Annotated in this window: 12 protein-coding genes; 7 read left to right on the top strand and 5 right to left on the bottom strand. The window is 59.0% G+C overall.

Going from position 1 to position 16,665, the window contains the following annotated elements:
* Positions 1–49: 49 nt before the first annotated feature.
* Positions 50–2,818 (bottom strand): DUF349 domain-containing protein, encoded by a 2,769-nt coding sequence (locus H7850_RS08785; protein ID WP_227369142.1) that lies wholly within the window; start codon positions 2,816–2,818, stop codon positions 50–52.
* 222 nt (positions 2,819–3,040) lie between these two features.
* Between H7850_RS08785 and minC the strand changes: the two genes are divergently transcribed.
* Genes minC through sbcB form a run of 4 tightly spaced genes read left to right on the top strand, consistent with a single transcriptional unit; the run spans position 3,041 to position 6,435 of the window.
* On the top strand, positions 3,041–3,802 hold the full coding sequence (minC, locus tag H7850_RS08780; RefSeq protein ID WP_227369141.1) for a septum site-determining protein MinC: 762 nt from the start codon (positions 3,041–3,043) through the stop codon (positions 3,800–3,802).
* A 47-nt stretch (positions 3,803–3,849) separates the two neighbouring features.
* Positions 3,850–4,668, top strand: a complete 819-nt coding sequence (gene minD / locus H7850_RS08775; RefSeq protein ID WP_227369140.1) for a septum site-determining protein MinD — start codon at positions 3,850–3,852, stop codon at positions 4,666–4,668.
* Positions 4,665–4,919, top strand: coding sequence for a cell division topological specificity factor MinE (minE, locus tag H7850_RS08770; protein ID WP_227369139.1), 255 nt, complete (start codon positions 4,665–4,667; stop codon positions 4,917–4,919). Before minD ends, minE begins: the two co-directional genes overlap by 4 nt.
* A 55-nt stretch (positions 4,920–4,974) precedes the next feature.
* On the top strand, positions 4,975–6,435 hold the full coding sequence (gene sbcB, locus H7850_RS08765) for an exodeoxyribonuclease I (RefSeq protein ID WP_227369138.1): 1,461 nt from the start codon (positions 4,975–4,977) through the stop codon (positions 6,433–6,435).
* A 58-nt stretch (positions 6,436–6,493) separates the two neighbouring features.
* Here sbcB and H7850_RS08760 read toward each other — a convergent pair whose 3' ends face one another.
* Both H7850_RS08760 and H7850_RS08755 read right to left on the bottom strand, forming a co-directional pair.
* Entirely contained in the window at positions 6,494–9,334 is a 2,841-nt protein-coding gene (locus tag H7850_RS08760) for an insulinase family protein (protein WP_227369137.1), read from the bottom strand.
* Positions 9,331–10,017 carry an SOS response-associated peptidase gene (locus tag H7850_RS08755; protein ID WP_227369136.1) on the bottom strand — a complete coding sequence of 229 codons (687 nt, stop codon included), beginning with the start codon at positions 10,015–10,017 and terminating at the stop codon, positions 9,331–9,333. Before H7850_RS08755 ends, H7850_RS08760 begins: the two co-directional genes overlap by 4 nt.
* A 182-nt stretch (positions 10,018–10,199) precedes the next feature.
* On the opposite strand from H7850_RS08755, the gene H7850_RS08750 reads away from it, so the two are divergent.
* Both H7850_RS08750 and H7850_RS08745 read left to right on the top strand, forming a co-directional pair.
* The gene (locus H7850_RS08750) at positions 10,200–10,814 is read left to right on the top strand and encodes a TetR/AcrR family transcriptional regulator (RefSeq protein WP_227369135.1); all 615 of its coding nucleotides are present in this window, start codon (positions 10,200–10,202) and stop codon (positions 10,812–10,814) included.
* The gene (locus H7850_RS08745) at positions 10,811–12,727 is read left to right on the top strand and encodes an MFS transporter (RefSeq protein ID WP_227369134.1); all 1,917 of its coding nucleotides are present in this window, start codon (positions 10,811–10,813) and stop codon (positions 12,725–12,727) included. Before H7850_RS08750 ends, H7850_RS08745 begins: the two co-directional genes overlap by 4 nt.
* Here H7850_RS08745 and H7850_RS08740 read toward each other — a convergent pair.
* A complete protein-coding gene (locus tag H7850_RS08740) occupies positions 12,724–14,001 on the bottom strand; it encodes an HlyC/CorC family transporter (protein WP_227369133.1) in 1,278 nt (425 codons plus the stop codon). The two genes, H7850_RS08745 and H7850_RS08740, sit on opposite strands and share 4 nt — an antisense overlap.
* A gap of 87 nt (positions 14,002–14,088) precedes the next feature.
* Positions 14,089–14,889 carry an inner membrane protein YpjD gene (locus tag H7850_RS08735; RefSeq protein ID WP_227369132.1) on the bottom strand — a complete coding sequence of 267 codons (801 nt, stop codon included), beginning with the start codon at positions 14,887–14,889 and terminating at the stop codon, positions 14,089–14,091.
* Positions 14,890–15,138: 249 nt separating this feature from the next.
* Between H7850_RS08735 and ffh the strand changes: the two genes are divergently transcribed.
* Entirely contained in the window at positions 15,139–16,572 is a 1,434-nt protein-coding gene (gene ffh / locus H7850_RS08730; RefSeq protein ID WP_227369131.1) for a signal recognition particle protein, read from the top strand.
* Positions 16,573–16,665 lie beyond the last annotated feature (93 nt).

Here is a 16,665-nt window from a genome sequence, read left to right as displayed (position 1 = left end):
GATCGATGGAAGGGAGCGAGAGCGAGGTGGGTACCTCGCTCTCGGCATGTCAGGAAGACGAATAATCGGCCAGCTGGGTCAACAATCTATCCAGCTCGTTTACCTCGCGCGTCCAGACCGCTGTCGACACCGGGCCGGTTGCAAGAATGTCGCAGAGGATGGCGTGCAATTCCTCGGCTCTGGCAGGCGTCCGGTTACGCGCCGCATTGAGACGCTTTACCTGAATCGCCAGGCGCAGTGGCTCGTCCTCACGCTCGATACGGCCGTTCGTCAACAGGGTCAGGTGCACCCGTAAACTAGCCAGTTCCGATGCAATAGCCGCACTGTCGGCGGGCTGGTGGCGGGCCTTGTTGCGCTGTATATGGGCACGCTTCATGTCGTCCTCGAGGGCAAGCGGCGCTTCTACATCTTCCGGTGCATGGCCGTCGAGCGCCCGGGCATCGGCGTGCCGGTGGGTCTCCAGCAGCGGTCCTAGATGTTGCCAACGCAACGCCTCTTCGCTTGTTGCGAGCCGTTCAATACGCTCCCGCCGAGAATGTAGTATCCCCGCCCAGCGTTTACGCATTCCCTCACTGCGGCGGCCCGACGGCAAGGGTTCCAACGCCTCTGCTTCTGCAACTGCCTGATCCAGTAACGCCTTCTCATCACTGCTTGTCGGTTGCCAGGCATCGAGGCGTTCAACCAGTGCCTGCATGGCGTCAAGCCGATCCTTTGCCCGTTGGGCGCGATCGTCGCGCTCATTTTCCCGAGCGGCAAAGATGTTGTCGCATATACCACGGAACTCGCGCCAGAGCGCCTGTTCTTCACCTTTGGGGGCGCGTCCGAGTTCACGCCAACGCTGTTGCAGTCGCTTGGCTTGTTCGGCACGCCTGGAGGCAGGCTCCGGTTCTGATTGCAGGTGGCGCGCCTCTTCCACGAGGGCTTGCTTGGCGGCACCTATTTCCTGGGCACGCTGATCGATCAGTGCCTGCAGGGCGTGACGGATATGACCGAAGCGATGAGCGATACTCTCACCATGACCGCGGGGAATCGGCGAAAAGAGGCGCCACTGTTCCCGGGAACGATCCCGAATCAGGCGCAAGGCATCTGGATCGGCATTCTCATCCGGATTCTCGAGCAGGATTTCGAGTTGTTCGCACAGCGCTATTCTGGCCTCGAGATTGCGCTGCCGCTTTTGCTCTTGAGCCGTGTGCCAGGCGCTCAAGCGTGTATGAATACGGTCGGAGGCAGCCCGAAAACGGGCCGAAAGTTCCCGGTCGATGGCCGCATCCCCTAGATCCTTCCACTCCTTGACGAGCTGCCGGTGTCGGCGATCGAGCTCACTGTCGCTCAAGCTGGAATTGTCGGCCAATTCGACGATGGCCTGGCAAAGCTGATCTCGCTTGGGGCCGGCTACGAAGCTGCGCCAGTCCCTTAGCTCCGCTAATCGAGCGCCAAGACGCTTGAGTGCAGCCTGATGTTTGCGCTGCTGCTCTGTCGCCAGTGTCTCGCTGCGCTGACGCAGGCTCTGATACAGGCGGTTGGCAGGCTTGAAGGCGCCATTTTCGAGTAGACGCTCGAGCTCCTTGAGGTCCTGCTCGAAGCGAATGCTCTGCTGGCTGTCGGTCTCCACCGCCTTGTCGTCAGCGAGATGCTGCTGCACCTGTTTCAGCAAAGGGGAGGGAGGGAGATCTTCAGGCCAAGCTAGGGTTTTCAACGTTTGACGCAGGACCTCGGTATCCCGACGCTGTAGTGCATCGTTCAACGTTGTCGCGTGCTGCTCCAGGCGATCCCAGCCCTGATTGATTTCATCCTGTCGAGCCAAGGCCTGGGTGTAGCCTATACTGAGGGTGGTCTCCGGCGCATGCTGGTCAGAGAGCGCTTGCCAACGATTGATCAGCAAACGCCTGTGCGCGTTCATGCTTGCCATGTCCTGAGCGGTTATATGCTCACTGCGCTGCAGGCTGGCCAGATCCTCGTCAAGCGCTTCGATCAACGCCTGGCGTGCCTCATCGGCCTCGACCCGCTTGCGGTTGGCGCTGGCGAGGACCTGATGCTGGGCCTCGTGGTCGCTCATGATCTTGCGACAGCGAAGGCTTGCTTCCTGGTAGCGACGCTCCTGGTCAGCGTTCGGCAAGTCGATCAAACCTTCCCATTCCCGCTGCAGATGACGATAGCGCCCTGCGTAAAGAGGCTCCCAGCTGTGCCGGGCATGTTGTTCGAAAGCCTCCAGAATGCGTTCGCGCTTGGCGCGCTGTGCTTCATTCTGCGCCGCGTTTTCCCGCATGCGACTCAAACGTTCTCGGGCCAGGCGCACGACTTGCTTGTCGCGCCGGGCCTCTCGGCTCAAACGCAGAAGTCCTTGCTCTGAGGTGATACGCTTTGCAGCCGCATGACGCACTGCCGCGATGCCGTTTTCGATGGCCTGATGGATAAGCGCATCTTCATCCTGCAGACGCTCAAGAGCCGCCAGGCGCAATTCCTGGTTGTCGCCGTGCAGGGCCAGCTGAGCCAGCAGTGGCGCATCGTTGATCCTTTCGATCAGACTCAAGCGTTTGGCAAGCGGGGGGGATTCGGGCTGGCCGATGAGCAGCACGAGCAAGCGGGCTCTCAGCTCTGGGGAATCCTGTTGCTCCTCGAGTCGCAGCAGCTGAGCCGGATCCACTAGACGGGCAAGCGCTGCTTGTCGGACACTGGCATCATCGTCACCGGCCAGGCGTTCCAGCTGTTCCCGATCCTGAAACTGAGTGGGATCCAGACGCGCTAACGCTTGGCGACGAACCGCCGGATCCCGGTGTTGCCAACGGGGCGCAAAAAAACGACGAAACAAACCTGACATCACTGTACATGCATCCCTGAAAGAATTTTGTATGATGTGGTGCTGGACGGCATCCCGCCTAGATCGATGCTAGTACCATCTAAGCATGTGCATTATCACCGGGAAAGCCCGAAGCGTTGATGCACGATCACGCTGACAAGTCGCACCTGCAGAGCGTATCATCGGTGGTGGCTTGGTAAACCCTCGCTTAGCTAGTGATATTACCCGACACGGAGATCGGCGATGAGTCTCAACGTGGACAGAGAAGGCACCGCCTTCTCCTTCAAGGGTGGCATGCTACCCATGACGGTCATGGAACTGACCAGTGCGGACCCAGAGCGGATTCGCGAGCAATTAGCGGGCAAGCTAAGTCAGTCTCCTGCTTTCTTCCAGCATACGCCAGTCGTGGTGAGTGTTGAAAAGCTCAATGAACCACATCTGGCCCTGGAACGAATTTGCGCAGTGTGTCGTGCCCACAAACTGCTACCCGTTGCCGTGCGCGGTGGTTCCGACCCGGTCAAGCAATCTGCCTGGGCATTGGGTCTTGGTTGGTTTCCGCCTCAAGAGCTGCGCGCCCGTACGCTTGAAAGCGTTGCCTCCCCTGGGGTCGAAAAAGACGTTCAAAATAGTCAAGACGCAGAGGCAGTAGCGAGCCCGGTCCCAGGCATGGCTCCGGCTAGTAGTCGTATATTCCGCGGTACGGTGCGCTCGGGTCAGCAAATCACCGCGCCAGAGGGCGATCTGGTAATATTGGGCGCGGTCAATGCGGGTTCGGAAGTTTTGGCCGGAGGTAACATACACGTCTATGGCGCCCTGCGAGGACGCGCTCTTGCGGGTATCCACGGGGACCGCGAGGCTGGTATCTTCTGTCACGAGCTGCATGCCGAGTTGCTTTCGCTGGCGGGAAATTACAAGCGTCTTGAGGACATCGATCCACAATTGCTTGGCAAAGCAGTACAGGTGCGTCTCAACGACGATCAGTTGACTATCGCATCACTGGTTTGAAGTGAGAGGTTATGAACGATCATCAAACAAGTAACAGGAAGCATATCTTGGCCAAGATCATTGTAGTGACCTCCGGCAAGGGTGGGGTCGGAAAGACGACCAGTGCAGCAGCCATCGCCACCGGGCTGGCACTACGCGGCAACAAGACGGTTGTGATCGACTTCGACGTGGGCTTGCGTAACCTGGATCTGATCATGGGTTGCGAACGTCGCGTCGTTTATGACCTGGTCAATGTGATTCAGGGTGAGGCAGGCTTGAATCAAGCCATGATTCGCGACAAGCGGGTCGATAACCTTTACATTCTGCCGGCCTCCCAGACCCGGGACAAGGATGCATTGACCTCCGAAGGCGTCGAGAAAGTGCTTGACGAGTTGGCCAAGGATTTCGATTACATCATTTGCGATTCGCCTGCAGGCATCGAGAGAGGCGCTCAGCTGGCCATGTACTATGCCGATGAGGCAGTGGTAGTGACCAACCCTGAAGTATCCTCGGTGCGCGACTCCGATCGTATTCTGGGGTTGCTGTCCGCCAAGACCAAGCGTGCCGAACAGAAGCGTGACCCGGTCAAGGAGCACCTGTTGATCACCCGCTATCATCCGGAGCGGGTCACTTATGGCGATATGCTCAATCTGGAGGATATTCGTGAGATATTGTCCATCAACCTGATCGGGTTGATTCCTGAGTCCGAGGCAGTGCTACGAGCCTCCAACCAGGGTGTCCCGGTAACTCACGATATGAAAAGCGATGCGGGGCAGGCCTATACGGATACCGTATCGCGACTGTTGGGTGAAGAAGTTCCGCTACGATTCCATCAGGTCCAGAAGAAGAGCCTGCTCTCGCGCATGTTTGGAGGAGGTCGTCGGTGAAACTACTCGAATTTCTGAAGCGCGAACGCAAACAGTCGGCCTCCGTAGCCAAGGAACGCCTGCAGATCATCGTCGCGCATCAGCGAAGCCAGCGTGGGCAGCCGGATTACATGCCAATGCTCGAGAAAGAGTTGTTGGAGGTGATCCGTCGCTACGTCAACGTGGATCAGGAAGCCATCAATATCAGTCTCGACCGCGAAGACGACTGTTCCGTGCTGGAGCTGAATGTCACGCTGCCTAATAGCGGCTGAGAGATGGGCATCACTATGCTAGGCTGATCGCTTTCCATTGGCGTGGAGAGCGGTCATGGCGCAGCGCGGCACTTCGCAGCATACATTTCTCTGGCATGACTATGAAACGTTTGGCGCCGATCCTCGACGGGATCGGCCATCGCAGTTTGCAGCCATTCGCACCGATGAGGGGTTCAATCAGATCGGCGAGCCCCTGATTCTCTACAGCAAACCGGCGGATGACTACCTTCCTCACCCCCAGGCCTGTCTGATTACAGGCATCACCCCACAAACGGCTCGGCGCCGGGGGCTTCCCGAAGTTCAGTTCGCACAGCGCATCAATGCTGAAATGAGTGTTCCTGGCACCTGTGTCCTGGGCTACAACAGTCTGCGTTTCGACGATGAAGTATCCCGCCACCTGTTCTATCGGAATTTCCTCGATCCCTATGCCCGGGAGTGGCAAAATGGCAATTCGCGCTGGGATCTCATCGATGTGGTGCGAGCCTTCCATGCGCTGCGTCCCGATGGCATAGAGTGGCCGACGCGAGACGATGGTTCTCCTAGCTTCAAACTCGAGCACCTTACCGCTGCCAACGGCATCGAACATGTAGGCGCCCACGATGCCTTGGCGGACGTGCGCGCAACCATTGCCATGGCACAACTGCTCAAGACGCGTAACGCCAAGCTATTCGACTATCTGCTCAAGCTGCGTAGCAAGCGTGAAGTCGCTAAATTACTGGATATTCCTTCTCGTAAGCCAATGCTGCACATCTCCAGACGCTATCCGGCAAGTCGTGGTTGTGGTGCCCTGGTCATGCCCCTGGCAGAGCATCCTTCCAATCCGAATGGGGTCATTGTCTACGACCTCTCGGTCGATCCCTCGCCTCTCTTCGCTCTTTCCGTCGAAGAAATACGGGCCCGCGTATTTGCCAGCGCCGACGAACTGGCGGAGGGCGAATCGCGTATCCCGCTGAAGATCGTGCATATCAATCGCAGCCCTGTGCTGCTGCCGATCGCAGCGGTGACCGAAGAGGTCGCTGCCAGGCTCAAACTCGATCGCGGCCAATGCGAAATACACTGGAAGGCGCTATGTGACAATCCCGAGGCCGCGCGCAAGGCTGCGGCGGTATTTGCTGAGCAACCTAAAGAGGGCCCGCAGGATCCGGATGCCATGCTTTATAGCGGCGGGTTCTTTTCGCCGGCGGATCGCCAGGAAATGCAGCGTGTGCTTGAAACCGCGCCGGAAGCGCTGGGTGAAACCGCCTTCGCCTTCCAGGATCCCCGGCTCGAAGAGATGCTGTTTCGGCTGCGGGCGCGCAACTATCCCGATACGCTGACCAGCGAGGAGCAGAGCCAATGGGAGGCCTATCGCTGGGAGCGCATGAACGATACGCATCTAGGAAATCTGACTCTGCAAGGATTCGCTCGCGAGATCGAGCGGCTCAACCAGGTAGCCCTTGATGACCGTGACCGGCAGGTACTTGAGGAACTGGTGATGCATGTAGAAGCGATGATGCCGGCTCAGGCTTTCGATTGAAGAGGCCCTGAATAACTGGGAAGGCGTTCGCGCCCGAGCTGGACGCGAACATGCTTTTTTACTCCCGCTTGGGCAGCGGTAGATAGCCGTCGGTGATCTCCAGCACGCTGCTGGATTCCATTCCCGGCGCAAAGGTTATCTGCTGCGTAGGCGCCTTACGCAACTGCTGCCAGGCCTGCCGAACCGCTTCTGCGTCCAGTGACGATACGCGCTCGGCGAGACGTTCACGCCGGTCGAAATCGGTATCATTGAATGCCAGTTCATACCACAGCCGGCTGGTAAGGCTGGAAAGCGACGGATCGCGTTCGAGCAATCGGTCATGCACGGCGTCGCGATAGGGCGCTAGCGCCGTTTCGTCGAGCTGATCAATGCGCTGATCGAACCCGTTCAGGAAAGCGTCAATGCGGGACTGGATATGACCCACCTCGGCATTGGGGGATTGAACCAGCAGATTCAATCCCGGTGCGTCCAGCAGTGGCTGATAGCCCGCCCGAACGACATAGCCCAGCTGCTCCTGGGTACGTAGCTGGGAATAGAAGGGCGTTCCGATCAGCTGCCCGATCACTGCCAGCGTCGCCTGGCTGTTCAGAGAGCCATCGGGGCCCTGCAGATAGCGCAGCACTGCCTGATCGTTACGGTTGGACGCTGGATGCAGGGTGGGCGCCGAGGCCGGTACCGCCAGTGTCGTCAGCTCCGGGATGGCGTCGTCGTCGAGTGTCGGCGACAGCATGTCGGCAACCAGAAGCCCTTCCCGGCGTGCAAGCTCCCGGGAAAGATTACCCACCGCCATGCTCTCGATATGAAGTCTTTCGAGGAACTGTTGACGAAACTCGCGTAGCTGCTCGACTTCAAGGGAATCGATGGCTTCCAGTAGCGCAGCATCCGGCCACCGAGGGCGAATCAAAGCGTTACTCAGGGTGCGCTGCATCTGCTGATACAGCGGCGACTGTGGCGCATTGCGCCATTCCCGCCTCAGCCCTAGTTTTACTCGTGCGAATGTATCGGGGTCGATATCCTCCTGCTTGAGCTGTTCCAGCACCCGGCGCAGCACCTGCTCTTGCCGGTCGCGCCAGCCGGACAGGGAAAGGGTAATGCCGCGACCGTGGGCATAGGCGGAGAAATCCTGGCCCGCCAGGCGCGCAGGGTAGAGTACCTCGTTGAGACTGTCGTCGAGCCAGCCTGCCAGCAGCTGAGTGAGCGCTGCATCATGGGCACTATCCGCCGCCTTGGGATTCTGCAGGCTGAAACGCCATTCGACTCGCGGCGTGCCGAACTCGCTGTCCGGACGATACCATATCGAGTAGGTGTCCCTATCGATCAAGGCGCTGGGCTTGGCGGTTTCAAGGTCGAGTAGCGTAAGGTCCTCGGCAATGTAAGGATTGCGCTCCGGCAGCGCCAGACCCTCCAATGGCGAGGCTTCGGGCCAGCTATCCACTGCGGCGAGGCGATAGGGCGCATCGAACCATTGCGTGGTTTTCCGAGCGTCGACGTCCGGTGCGCTGTAGATTCGCAGCAGGCGATCCGGCGTCAGCCTGGAAAGCAACTCTTGCACGTAGCCCTTTTCGAAGCCATCCATGCGGTAGTTGCCGTACTGGACGTCCGCGAGTGGATAATGGGCCATGTTCATCGCCATGCGGCTGGCAAGATGAATGGGTTCGCCGCGCTGCTGAAAACGAAATTCCTGCTCGTTGAGCTGGGCTTGCTCGTCGTAGCGCCATTTCTCGAGGCCCTTTTCACCTATGCGCTCGATCATCGCGAACAGGCTGGCCTGAATACGCGGAAGATGCTTTGCGCCTTCCGGTGTCAGGCTGATGCTCACTGCAAACAAGGCATCATCGCCGTCGCCGCGCATGCCGCCCGCGGAAAGGCCATCCGCCCAGCCTTTCTCGCGTAGAGCGGCGAGCAGGCTGCCTTCCCCTTCGTGACCGAGCAGATTACCCAGATACTCCAGGGACTTGTTGCGATAGTCGGTGACGGGATCATCCGTGGGAAACAGGAAATAGACCTGGCGGCTATCTTCCAAGCTCTTGACCTCCATGCGTGCCGGCAGATTTTCGGCGGTCAAAAGATGCTCGGGAATCGCCGGCCGTTCCAGATTGCGATCGGGAATCGCATCGAAGCGTTCACGCACCCAGGATTCCAGTTTATCCAGCGGCTGGGGGGCGACCACGGTGAAATGCATGACGTTGGAGCCGTAATAATTTTCATAAAAGTCGATCAGCTGCTGGCGCAAGGGCTTTTCGCTATCCTTCAGCGTCTTGAGGCTGCCCACGGAGAAACGAGTAGCGGGATGCTCGGGATTGAGAGCTTGATCCATGGCTTCGTTGAGACGGCGGCCATCGTCGCGCAGTCGCGCCTGGTACTCGGAGTGCACTGCGTTACGTTCGCGTTCGACATACTTCTCGTTGAACAGCGGGGCAATGAAGAACTGGCTGAAGCGGTCGAGCGCCTCGGGCAGCGCCTTGGGTTCGATATCGAAAAAGTAATTAGTGTCTTGGCCCGCGGTGAAGGCGTTGTGATTGCCGCCATGTCGGCTGATGAATTGCTGATAGCTGTCCGCCTTGGGATAGCGCTCGGTGCCCAAGAACAGCATATGTTCCAGAAAGTGCGCCAGCCCGGGAATGCTCTCGGGATTCTGAGCGCTGCCCACGGAAACGTTCATTGCCGCAGCGGCCTTGTCCGCTTCAGGGTCGCTGACCAGCAGCACCTCGAGGCCGTTGTCCAGGCGTAGAGTGCGATAGTCGCGCTCATCGTTGGGGCTTGTGATGGGTGCGTCGGGATTCGCGGCAGCCGTATTCGAGCCCTCGGCACTGGCCAGACTCGGATAGCCAGTCAGTACAATACCGATCCACAGCAGGCAAAGGGCAACCGGACGGCGGGACTGCAGATTGTGCATCATGTCTCCTGTTCGTTGTGCCAGCGGGCCATGTTACCCGTCGGGTGACCACAGGCCCACTCCTGGCAAGAAGGATCATTTACTCGTTTTGATACCGAAAAAGCGCCCAACAGTTCCAAGGGCGCCGGTGATAAATTCACCTGGGCTCGGTCGAGAGGCGTTTCGGGGTCGAGCCAGGTCTCGGCACAAGCCGCATCGATGATGGCGGGAAGGCGATCCGTCAAGGGCGCCAACAGCGGATTGCTAGGCACCGTGATCAGGGCCGTGGAGTCGGTGAAAGCAGTCAGAGTGGTGTGATAACGCACCCAAAGTGCTGCCAGCAGTAGTGGGCCGCGATCGACTCGGGTGACTAGGAAAGGCTGTTTCATGCGTGGCTGCGCTTTCCATACATAGATACCGCTGACGGGAACCAGGCAGCGCCGCGCCGCAAAAGCGTCGCGAAACATGGAGCGCTCTTGCAGCGACTCCGCACGAGCGCAGTGAGGGGCATGGTCGAGCACCTTGAGCCAGGGCGGCGTCAGCCCCCAGAAGGCGTTGGTCAGCCTTGGCTGGCCCTGCTCCAGGCGAATGATCGATAACGGTTGGCGGGGCGCCAGGTTGGGGCTGGTGCGTAAAGGTTGATCGTGCACGAGGCGCGGCAATAGGCCGTCCAGCGGTAAAGAAGCAATGTGCAGCCGTCCGGCCATTGAAGAGAACTCCCGATGATCTGCATGCGAGAATGAGCATCGCGTTACTGTCTCATCCTTGTCAGAGATGCAACAGGACTTGCGTTTGAGCGTGAGGTGGATATGCTTGTCGAAAACACTGTTCGACCACCGCCGTTCGCATTTACTTTTTACCGGCGCATGAGTCGCAAGACGAGGTATTCATGGCACGTCCAAGACAGCATGCACCTGAGGCCTTGCATGCCCAAGTCATGGCAGCATGCGACGCGTGGCTGCAGGAAAATCCTGTACGCTTGTTGTCCTTGCGCGCTCTTGCGCGCGAGATTGGGTGTGCTCCCAGTACGCTACTCAAACTCTACGGCAGCTTCAACAATCTGCTGCAGTACGTCAACATCGAGACCCTGGATCACCTACGTGCAGCGGTGGAAGGGATGAGCGGCGATACCCCCAAGGCTCAACTCAATGCGCTGGCAACCGCCTACTGGCAGTTCGCACAAAAGGATCCTTACCGTTGGCAGCTGCTTTTCGACTATCCGCTGGCTCAGGAAGGAGAGCTGGATCAACGCCAGAATACCGCCATCGAAGGGCTGTTCACCCGGGTCGAGGCCACACTAAAAGAGCATCAGCCCAATCTCGATGATCTGGCTGCGCGTCGCATGGCACGCACTTTGTGGGGTAGCGTGCATGGGTTGGTACAGTTGGGCCTCAACGAGCGTCTTGGCTACTGGCAAGGTCAGCCCCTCGAAGTGGGGGAGCTGCTCGATCAATTGTTGACCACTATTCTCGATGGTCTCAGGTGCGAACAGAGCGAGCCGTGAGCGGATCGCTTCTCACTCAACGCCGGTTTGCTCCCTTTTTCTGGACGCAGGCCCTGGGCGCCTTCAATGACAACCTGTTCAAGAATGTCCTGCTACTGCTGCTGACCTTCGTGGCGGTGCCCCGCCATGGCTGGGATACCGGGCTGCTCAACAATCTGGCGGCGGGTCTGTTCATTTTGCCATTTCTACTGTTCTCCGCCTGGGGCGGTTCCCTGGCGGATCGCCATGACAAGCAGTCTCTCATTCGACGCCTCAAGCTACTTGAGCTTGCCACGATGAGTGTGGCGGCATTGGCAGTATGGTTCGAGCAGTTTGCATTGTTGCTGGCGCTGCTGTTCATGATGGGCACTCAATCGGCGCTGTTCGGGCCGGTGAAGTACGCCATTCTACCTCAGCATCTGGCGTCGACGGAGCTGGTGCGTGGCAATGCCTGGGTCAACCTGGGTACCTTCCTGGCTATTCTGTTTGGCACCTTGCTGGCGGGATTGCTTGCCTCCCTTGATGGCCTCTGGGCGCGAGGGGCCATTGCCGCTACGTTGGTGGGCATTGCTCTAGCGGGCTACCTGGTCAGTCTGAAGGTGCCGCTGGCGCCGTCGAGTTCTCCCGGGCAAGTGAGTTGGCGACCCGTCACTGCCAGCGTACAAATTCTGCGGGATAGCTGGCGTCATCCTCGTCTGTTTCGTGGGCTGGTCGGCATCAGCCTGTTCTGGTTTCTTGGGGCAAGCTATCTTACTCAGCTGCCTGCCTGGGTGCGGGACGTAGTGCATGGGGGCGAGACGGCGGTCAGTGCGTTGCTGGCAGCCTTTGCATTGGGCGTGGGCGGCGGGGCGCTATTGTGCGCTCGGCTGTCCGCAGGGCGCCTGGAGATGGGGTTGGTGCCGCTGGGGGCGCTATTGATTGGCGTTGCCGGATTTGACCTGGCGCTGCAGCCCTCGATCGTCGGTGAACGGCTGGGGTTGGATGCGCTTGGTGCATCGTTCGGCTTCTGGCGTATGATGCTGGATCTGGCGTTGGTCGGCGTCGGGGGCGGTCTTTATATCGTACCCTTGTACACCCTGGTACAGCTCGAAAGCCGCGATGACCATCGAGCACGCATGATTGCCGCCAACAACCTGCTCAACTCTTTTTTTATGATCCTGGCAGCACTGTTCGGTATCGTCATGCTGTCCGTGATCGATCTGTCACTACATGTCTTCTTCGCCGCCCTGGCGGTCATCGCTCTTGCGGCCGGCGCGGTTATCCTGGCATCGAACCCACGCGCCGTATTGCGTCTGATCATCTTCGCGTTGATGCATGTGCTATATCGGCTGAGTTTTTCAGGGCGAACCTGCATCCCGACCCAAGGCGCTGCGCTGGTGGTGTGTAACCATGTCAGCTTCATGGATGCCCTGGTGCTGGGAGGGGCCTGCCCCAGGCCTTTGCGCTTTCTGATGGATCGGCCGATTTATGAGTCACCCTGGCTGAACTGGTTCTTTCGTATCGCCGGGGCCATTCCGGTAGATTCGGATCGACGCGATCCCGGCGGAGTTCGAAGAGCCCTGGATGAGGTGAGTCTGGCCTTGCGCAATGGCGAGGTGGTCATGCTGTTTCCGGAGGGGCGGCTGACCAGGACTGGCGACATTGGTCGTTTTCGTCGCGGTATCGATATCATTTTATCCCGGGACGCGGTGCCGGTGGTGCCGGCGGCTCTGGCCGGCTTGTGGGGCTCCTGGACCTCCAATTGCGGCGGCCCGGCCTTGGGCAAGCCCCCGCGCCGCTTTCGCGCCCGAGTGGTACTGGCCTTCGGCGCCCCGGTGTCCGCGGAGCAGGCGAACAGCAGCGTTCTCGAGTCGAAGGTGCGCGAACTCAAGGAGGCTGCCGAAGAGCAGCTGCTAGGGCATCCTCCACAGGATCATTGTCGACTTGGTGGCTAGGCTCGCGCTCGGCGCACGTGCTGCCAGCAGCGGGCGGAGGTGATCAGGTTATCCTTGACCTGCAGGATTTCCATGCGGGCCGTGCCCAGCTGTAGACAGGCCGGCGCGTCGGGAAAGGACTCCAGGTGTTCGAGAATCAGCCCATTCAGGGTCTTGGGCCCGTTGGTGGGCAGCTGCCAGCCAAGCGCCTTGTTGATCTCTCGTATGTTTGCCGTGCCCTCGATCACATAGCTGCCGTCGTCTTGCAGATAAAAGTCCTGGTGCATGCCGGCGACATCGGTGGTGAATTCGCCGACGATCTCCTCGAGGATGTCCTCCAGGGTTACCAGGCCCTCCACGTCACCATACTCATCCACGACGATGCCGATACGACGCTTGTGCTGCTGAAAGTTGAGCAGCTGGGTGTGCAAGGGCGTGGATTCCGGGATGAAGTAAGGTTCCCGCGCCTCTTGAACGATGGCCGCCTTGGTGACTTCGGATTTCGACAGGAAACGAGCGGCATTGCGCAAATGCAGGATGCCGATGATGTTGTTGATATCGCCTTTGTAAACCGGTACCCGGGTGTGCTGACTGGAGCGGATCTGCGCCAGGATCTCTTCCAGGCCATCGTCGAGATCGATACCCGAGACTTCATGGCGTGGCACCATGATGTCGTTGACGGTGACGTTTTCGAGATCGAGGATCGATAGCAGCATCGCCTGGTGGCGACGAGGGATCATGGCTCCCGCCTCGTGAACCACGGTGCGCAGTTCGTCCCGGGTCAGGTTATCTGCACCGCCTTGAATATTGCGTACGCCCAGCAGGCGCAGCAACCCATTGGAAATGGCGTTGACCAGCCATACTAGCGGGTAAAGAATCTTGAGCAGAGGCTCTAAAGCCAGAGAACTTGGATAGGCGATACGCTCGGGTTTGATCGCGGCATAGGTCTTGGGCGTTACTTCCGCAAAGATCAGCACCACGATGGTGAGCAGCAGAGTGGCCACCGCAGGCCCGGACACTTCACCGAAGAAGTGAATGGCGATGATGGTGGCGATGGAAGCAGCCAGGTTGTTGACGAAGTTGTTGCCTATCAGGATGACGCCGATGAGGCGGTCCGGGCGACTGAGTAGACGCAACACACGCTTTGCCGCCTTCTCGCCGCTTTTAGCCTGATGGCTCAGGCGATAGCGATTGATCGACATCATGCCAGTCTCGGAACTGGAGAAGTAAGCAGAAAGGCAGATGAGTAAAAAAAGTAGTCCGAACAGCAGTCCCAGGGGGATGTCGTCGCTCAAGGTTTGAAAATCCTAAATCGCGTATCAGGCTTGTTTGTAGGGAATCAGCGCCCACGCTGTCAAGACATGGTTTTATCGATAGCGGTGTCAGACGATATCGAACACCACTTGAAGAGCGATCTTGCTACCGAAATAGGCCAGCAGTAAAAGCGCGCAGCCCCCCAGCGTCCAGCGCGCTGCGCGAACACCCCGCCAGCCCAGCAAGTGGTGTCCCGCGAGAAGCAGTGCAAAGATGATCCAGGCGGCAATGGAAAGTACCGTCTTGTGCACCAGGTGCTGGGCGAACATGTTGTCGAGGAAAGCCATACCGCTGATCAACGAGGCGGTGAGCAGCAGCATACCGGCCCAGATAAACTCGAATAGAAGCCGTTCCATGGTGCCCAGGGGTGGCAGTACCTGCACGATTCCTCGGGTACGATGACTGCGCAGCGCCTGATTCTGGCGTGCTAGAAAAAGGGCCAATACCCCGGCAATGATGAATAGTGAAAAGGCCAATGCCGACGTGAGTATGTGCAGCAGAATGCCAGGAGAAGCGTTGACCTGCTGATTGGCGGAAGGAAGTCCGATCAGCAGCATGATGGTAAGAGCCGCCAGTGGAAAGAGGGCTGCAGCAGCACTTAGCACGGGTTTGACGACGCTGACCGCCAGTAGCAGCACGGCAATCAGCCAGCTTAACAATGAGGCACTGGTAAATAAGCCCAGGTCGAGCATATCGGCGTCGCTGAGGCTGACCGCCACGACAACGCCATGGCAAACGACCGCCAGCAGCCCGATACTGCGAACTAGCGCCGGTCGTTGCGGCACCCGCCGCAGCAGCGCCAGCCCCTGCCAGGAGCCGGCGCCAAGATAGAAGACGATAGCGAGTAGTGCGAAAGGAAGCGCCTGCATTGTTAGGCTCTGATATCCTCGACTGGAAAGTAAGCGTAAGAAAAAGAATCGCGTAGCGTAACTATACAGAATCGCCGGGTTAGCGCCCAGTGATTCGACATCAGGATGTAGAGTCACGCTCATGCATGGATGGAGACCGAGAGCATGAGTACGTATAATCATGCCCAGCAATCGTGTGCGACTGCCCGGGGGTAAGGCGTCTGGGAGATTCGATTCAGCGCACCTTGGCAACCAACGCCGGAGAGTTCCATGTTTGAAAATCTGTCAGAGCGTCTATCGCGCACGCTCAAATCGGTGACCGGTCAAGCCAAGCTGACCGAAGACAATATCAAGGATACCCTGCGCGAGGTGCGTCGTGCGCTGCTCGAAGCCGACGTGGCACTGCCGGTGGTCAAGGCGTTCATCGAGCGCGTACGGGAGCGCGCCGTAGGGCAGGAGGTTTCGCGCAGCCTGTCCCCGGGTCAGCAGTTCGTCAAGATCGTCCAGCAGGAGCTGGAAGCGATCATGGGCGAGGCCAATGAAGGACTTACCCTCAAGGGCTCGCCTGCGGTGATTTTGATGGCGGGTCTGCAAGGGGCGGGCAAGACCACCTCCGTGGCCAAGCTGGCGCGCTATCTCAAGGAGCGCGAAAAAAAGAAAGTGCTGGTGGTTTCCGCGGACGTTTATCGTCCTGCAGCCATCGATCAGCTCGAAACCCTGGCCCGGGAAGTCGCCGTCGACTTCTTCCCCTCCAGCAGCGACCAGCGCCCGGTGGCCATCGCCGAAGCCGCGCTCAAGCACGCCAAGATTCAGTTCCATGACGTAGTCATCGTCGACACCGCCGGTCGATTGCATATCGATGGCGACATGATGAACGAGATCCAGGCGTTGCATAAGGCGATCACTCCGCAAGAGACCTTGTTCGTCGTGGATGCCATGACGGGTCAGGATGCCGCCAATACCGCCAAGGCCTTCCACGAAGCGCTGCCCTTGAGCGGCGTGATTCTGACCAAGGCGGACGGCGATGCCCGGGGCGGTGCTGCCTTGTCGGTGCGTCATATTACCGGCAAGCCGATCAAGTTCATGGGCATGGGCGAGAAGGTCGACGCCCTGGAGCCTTTTCACCCGGATCGGGTGGCATCCCGCATCCTGGGTATGGGCGATGTGCTGTCGCTGATCGAAGAGGCCGAGCGCACCGTCGACAAGGACAAGGCGGAAAAGCTTGCCAAGAAGTTCAAGAAGGGCGATGGCTTCGATCTCGAGGATTTTCGCGATCAGTTGCAGCAGCTCAAGAAGATGGGCGGCATGGGCGGCATGATGGCCAAGCTCCCAGGTATGGGGCAGATGGCCGAGGCGGCGCAGAGCGCTGGTGCCGAAAAGGAGTTCGGCAAGCTCGAGTCCCTGATCAATTCGATGACCCCGAAGGAGCGTCGCAAGCCGGATATCATCAATGGCTCACGTAAGCGTCGGATCGCCGCCGGTGCGGGGTTGCAGGTGCCGGATCTCAATCGTCTGCTCAAGCAGCACAAGCAGATGCAGAAGATGATGAAGAAAGTCGGCAAGAAGGGTGGCATGCAGAAGATGATGCGCAGCATGTCCGGCATGATGCCGCCTGGCATGGGTGGAGGGCCTGGCGGCATGGGGGGTCCCGGTGGTATGGGCGGCCCCGGCGGAATGGGTGGCGGCGGTTTCCCTCGGCGCTGATTCTGGATCGCCGTCAGGAAAAGGTTCCCAACGCAGGCGGACTTCCGTAGAATGTCGCGTCTTCATGGCGAGCTGTGGCTTCTTGCAGCTTGC

The sequence above is a fragment of the Halomonas sp. M20 genome (genome assembly GCF_020622265.1).
Lineage (GTDB): Bacteria > Pseudomonadota > Gammaproteobacteria > Pseudomonadales > Halomonadaceae > Modicisalibacter.
The sequence above is the reverse complement of the archived record's forward strand: the minus strand, read 5'-3'. Positions and strand labels throughout refer to the sequence as shown.

Coding starts and splice junctions, on each gene's coding strand:
- H7850_RS08785 (WP_227369142.1), bottom strand. CDS start 2,818: ATGTCAGGTTTGTTTCGTCGTTTTTTTGCGCCCCGTTGGCAACACCGG.
- minC (WP_227369141.1), top strand. CDS start 3,041: ATGAGTCTCAACGTGGACAGAGAAGGCACCGCCTTCTCCTTCAAGGGT.
- sbcB (WP_227369138.1), top strand. CDS start 4,975: ATGGCGCAGCGCGGCACTTCGCAGCATACATTTCTCTGGCATGACTAT.
- H7850_RS08760 (WP_227369137.1), bottom strand. CDS start 9,334: ATGATGCACAATCTGCAGTCCCGCCGTCCGGTTGCCCTTTGCCTGCTG.
- H7850_RS08755 (WP_227369136.1), bottom strand. CDS start 10,017: ATGGCCGGACGGCTGCACATTGCTTCTTTACCGCTGGACGGCCTATTG.
- H7850_RS08750 (WP_227369135.1), top strand. CDS start 10,200: ATGGCACGTCCAAGACAGCATGCACCTGAGGCCTTGCATGCCCAAGTC.
- H7850_RS08735 (WP_227369132.1), bottom strand. CDS start 14,889: ATGCAGGCGCTTCCTTTCGCACTACTCGCTATCGTCTTCTATCTTGGC.
- ffh (WP_227369131.1), top strand. CDS start 15,139: ATGTTTGAAAATCTGTCAGAGCGTCTATCGCGCACGCTCAAATCGGTG.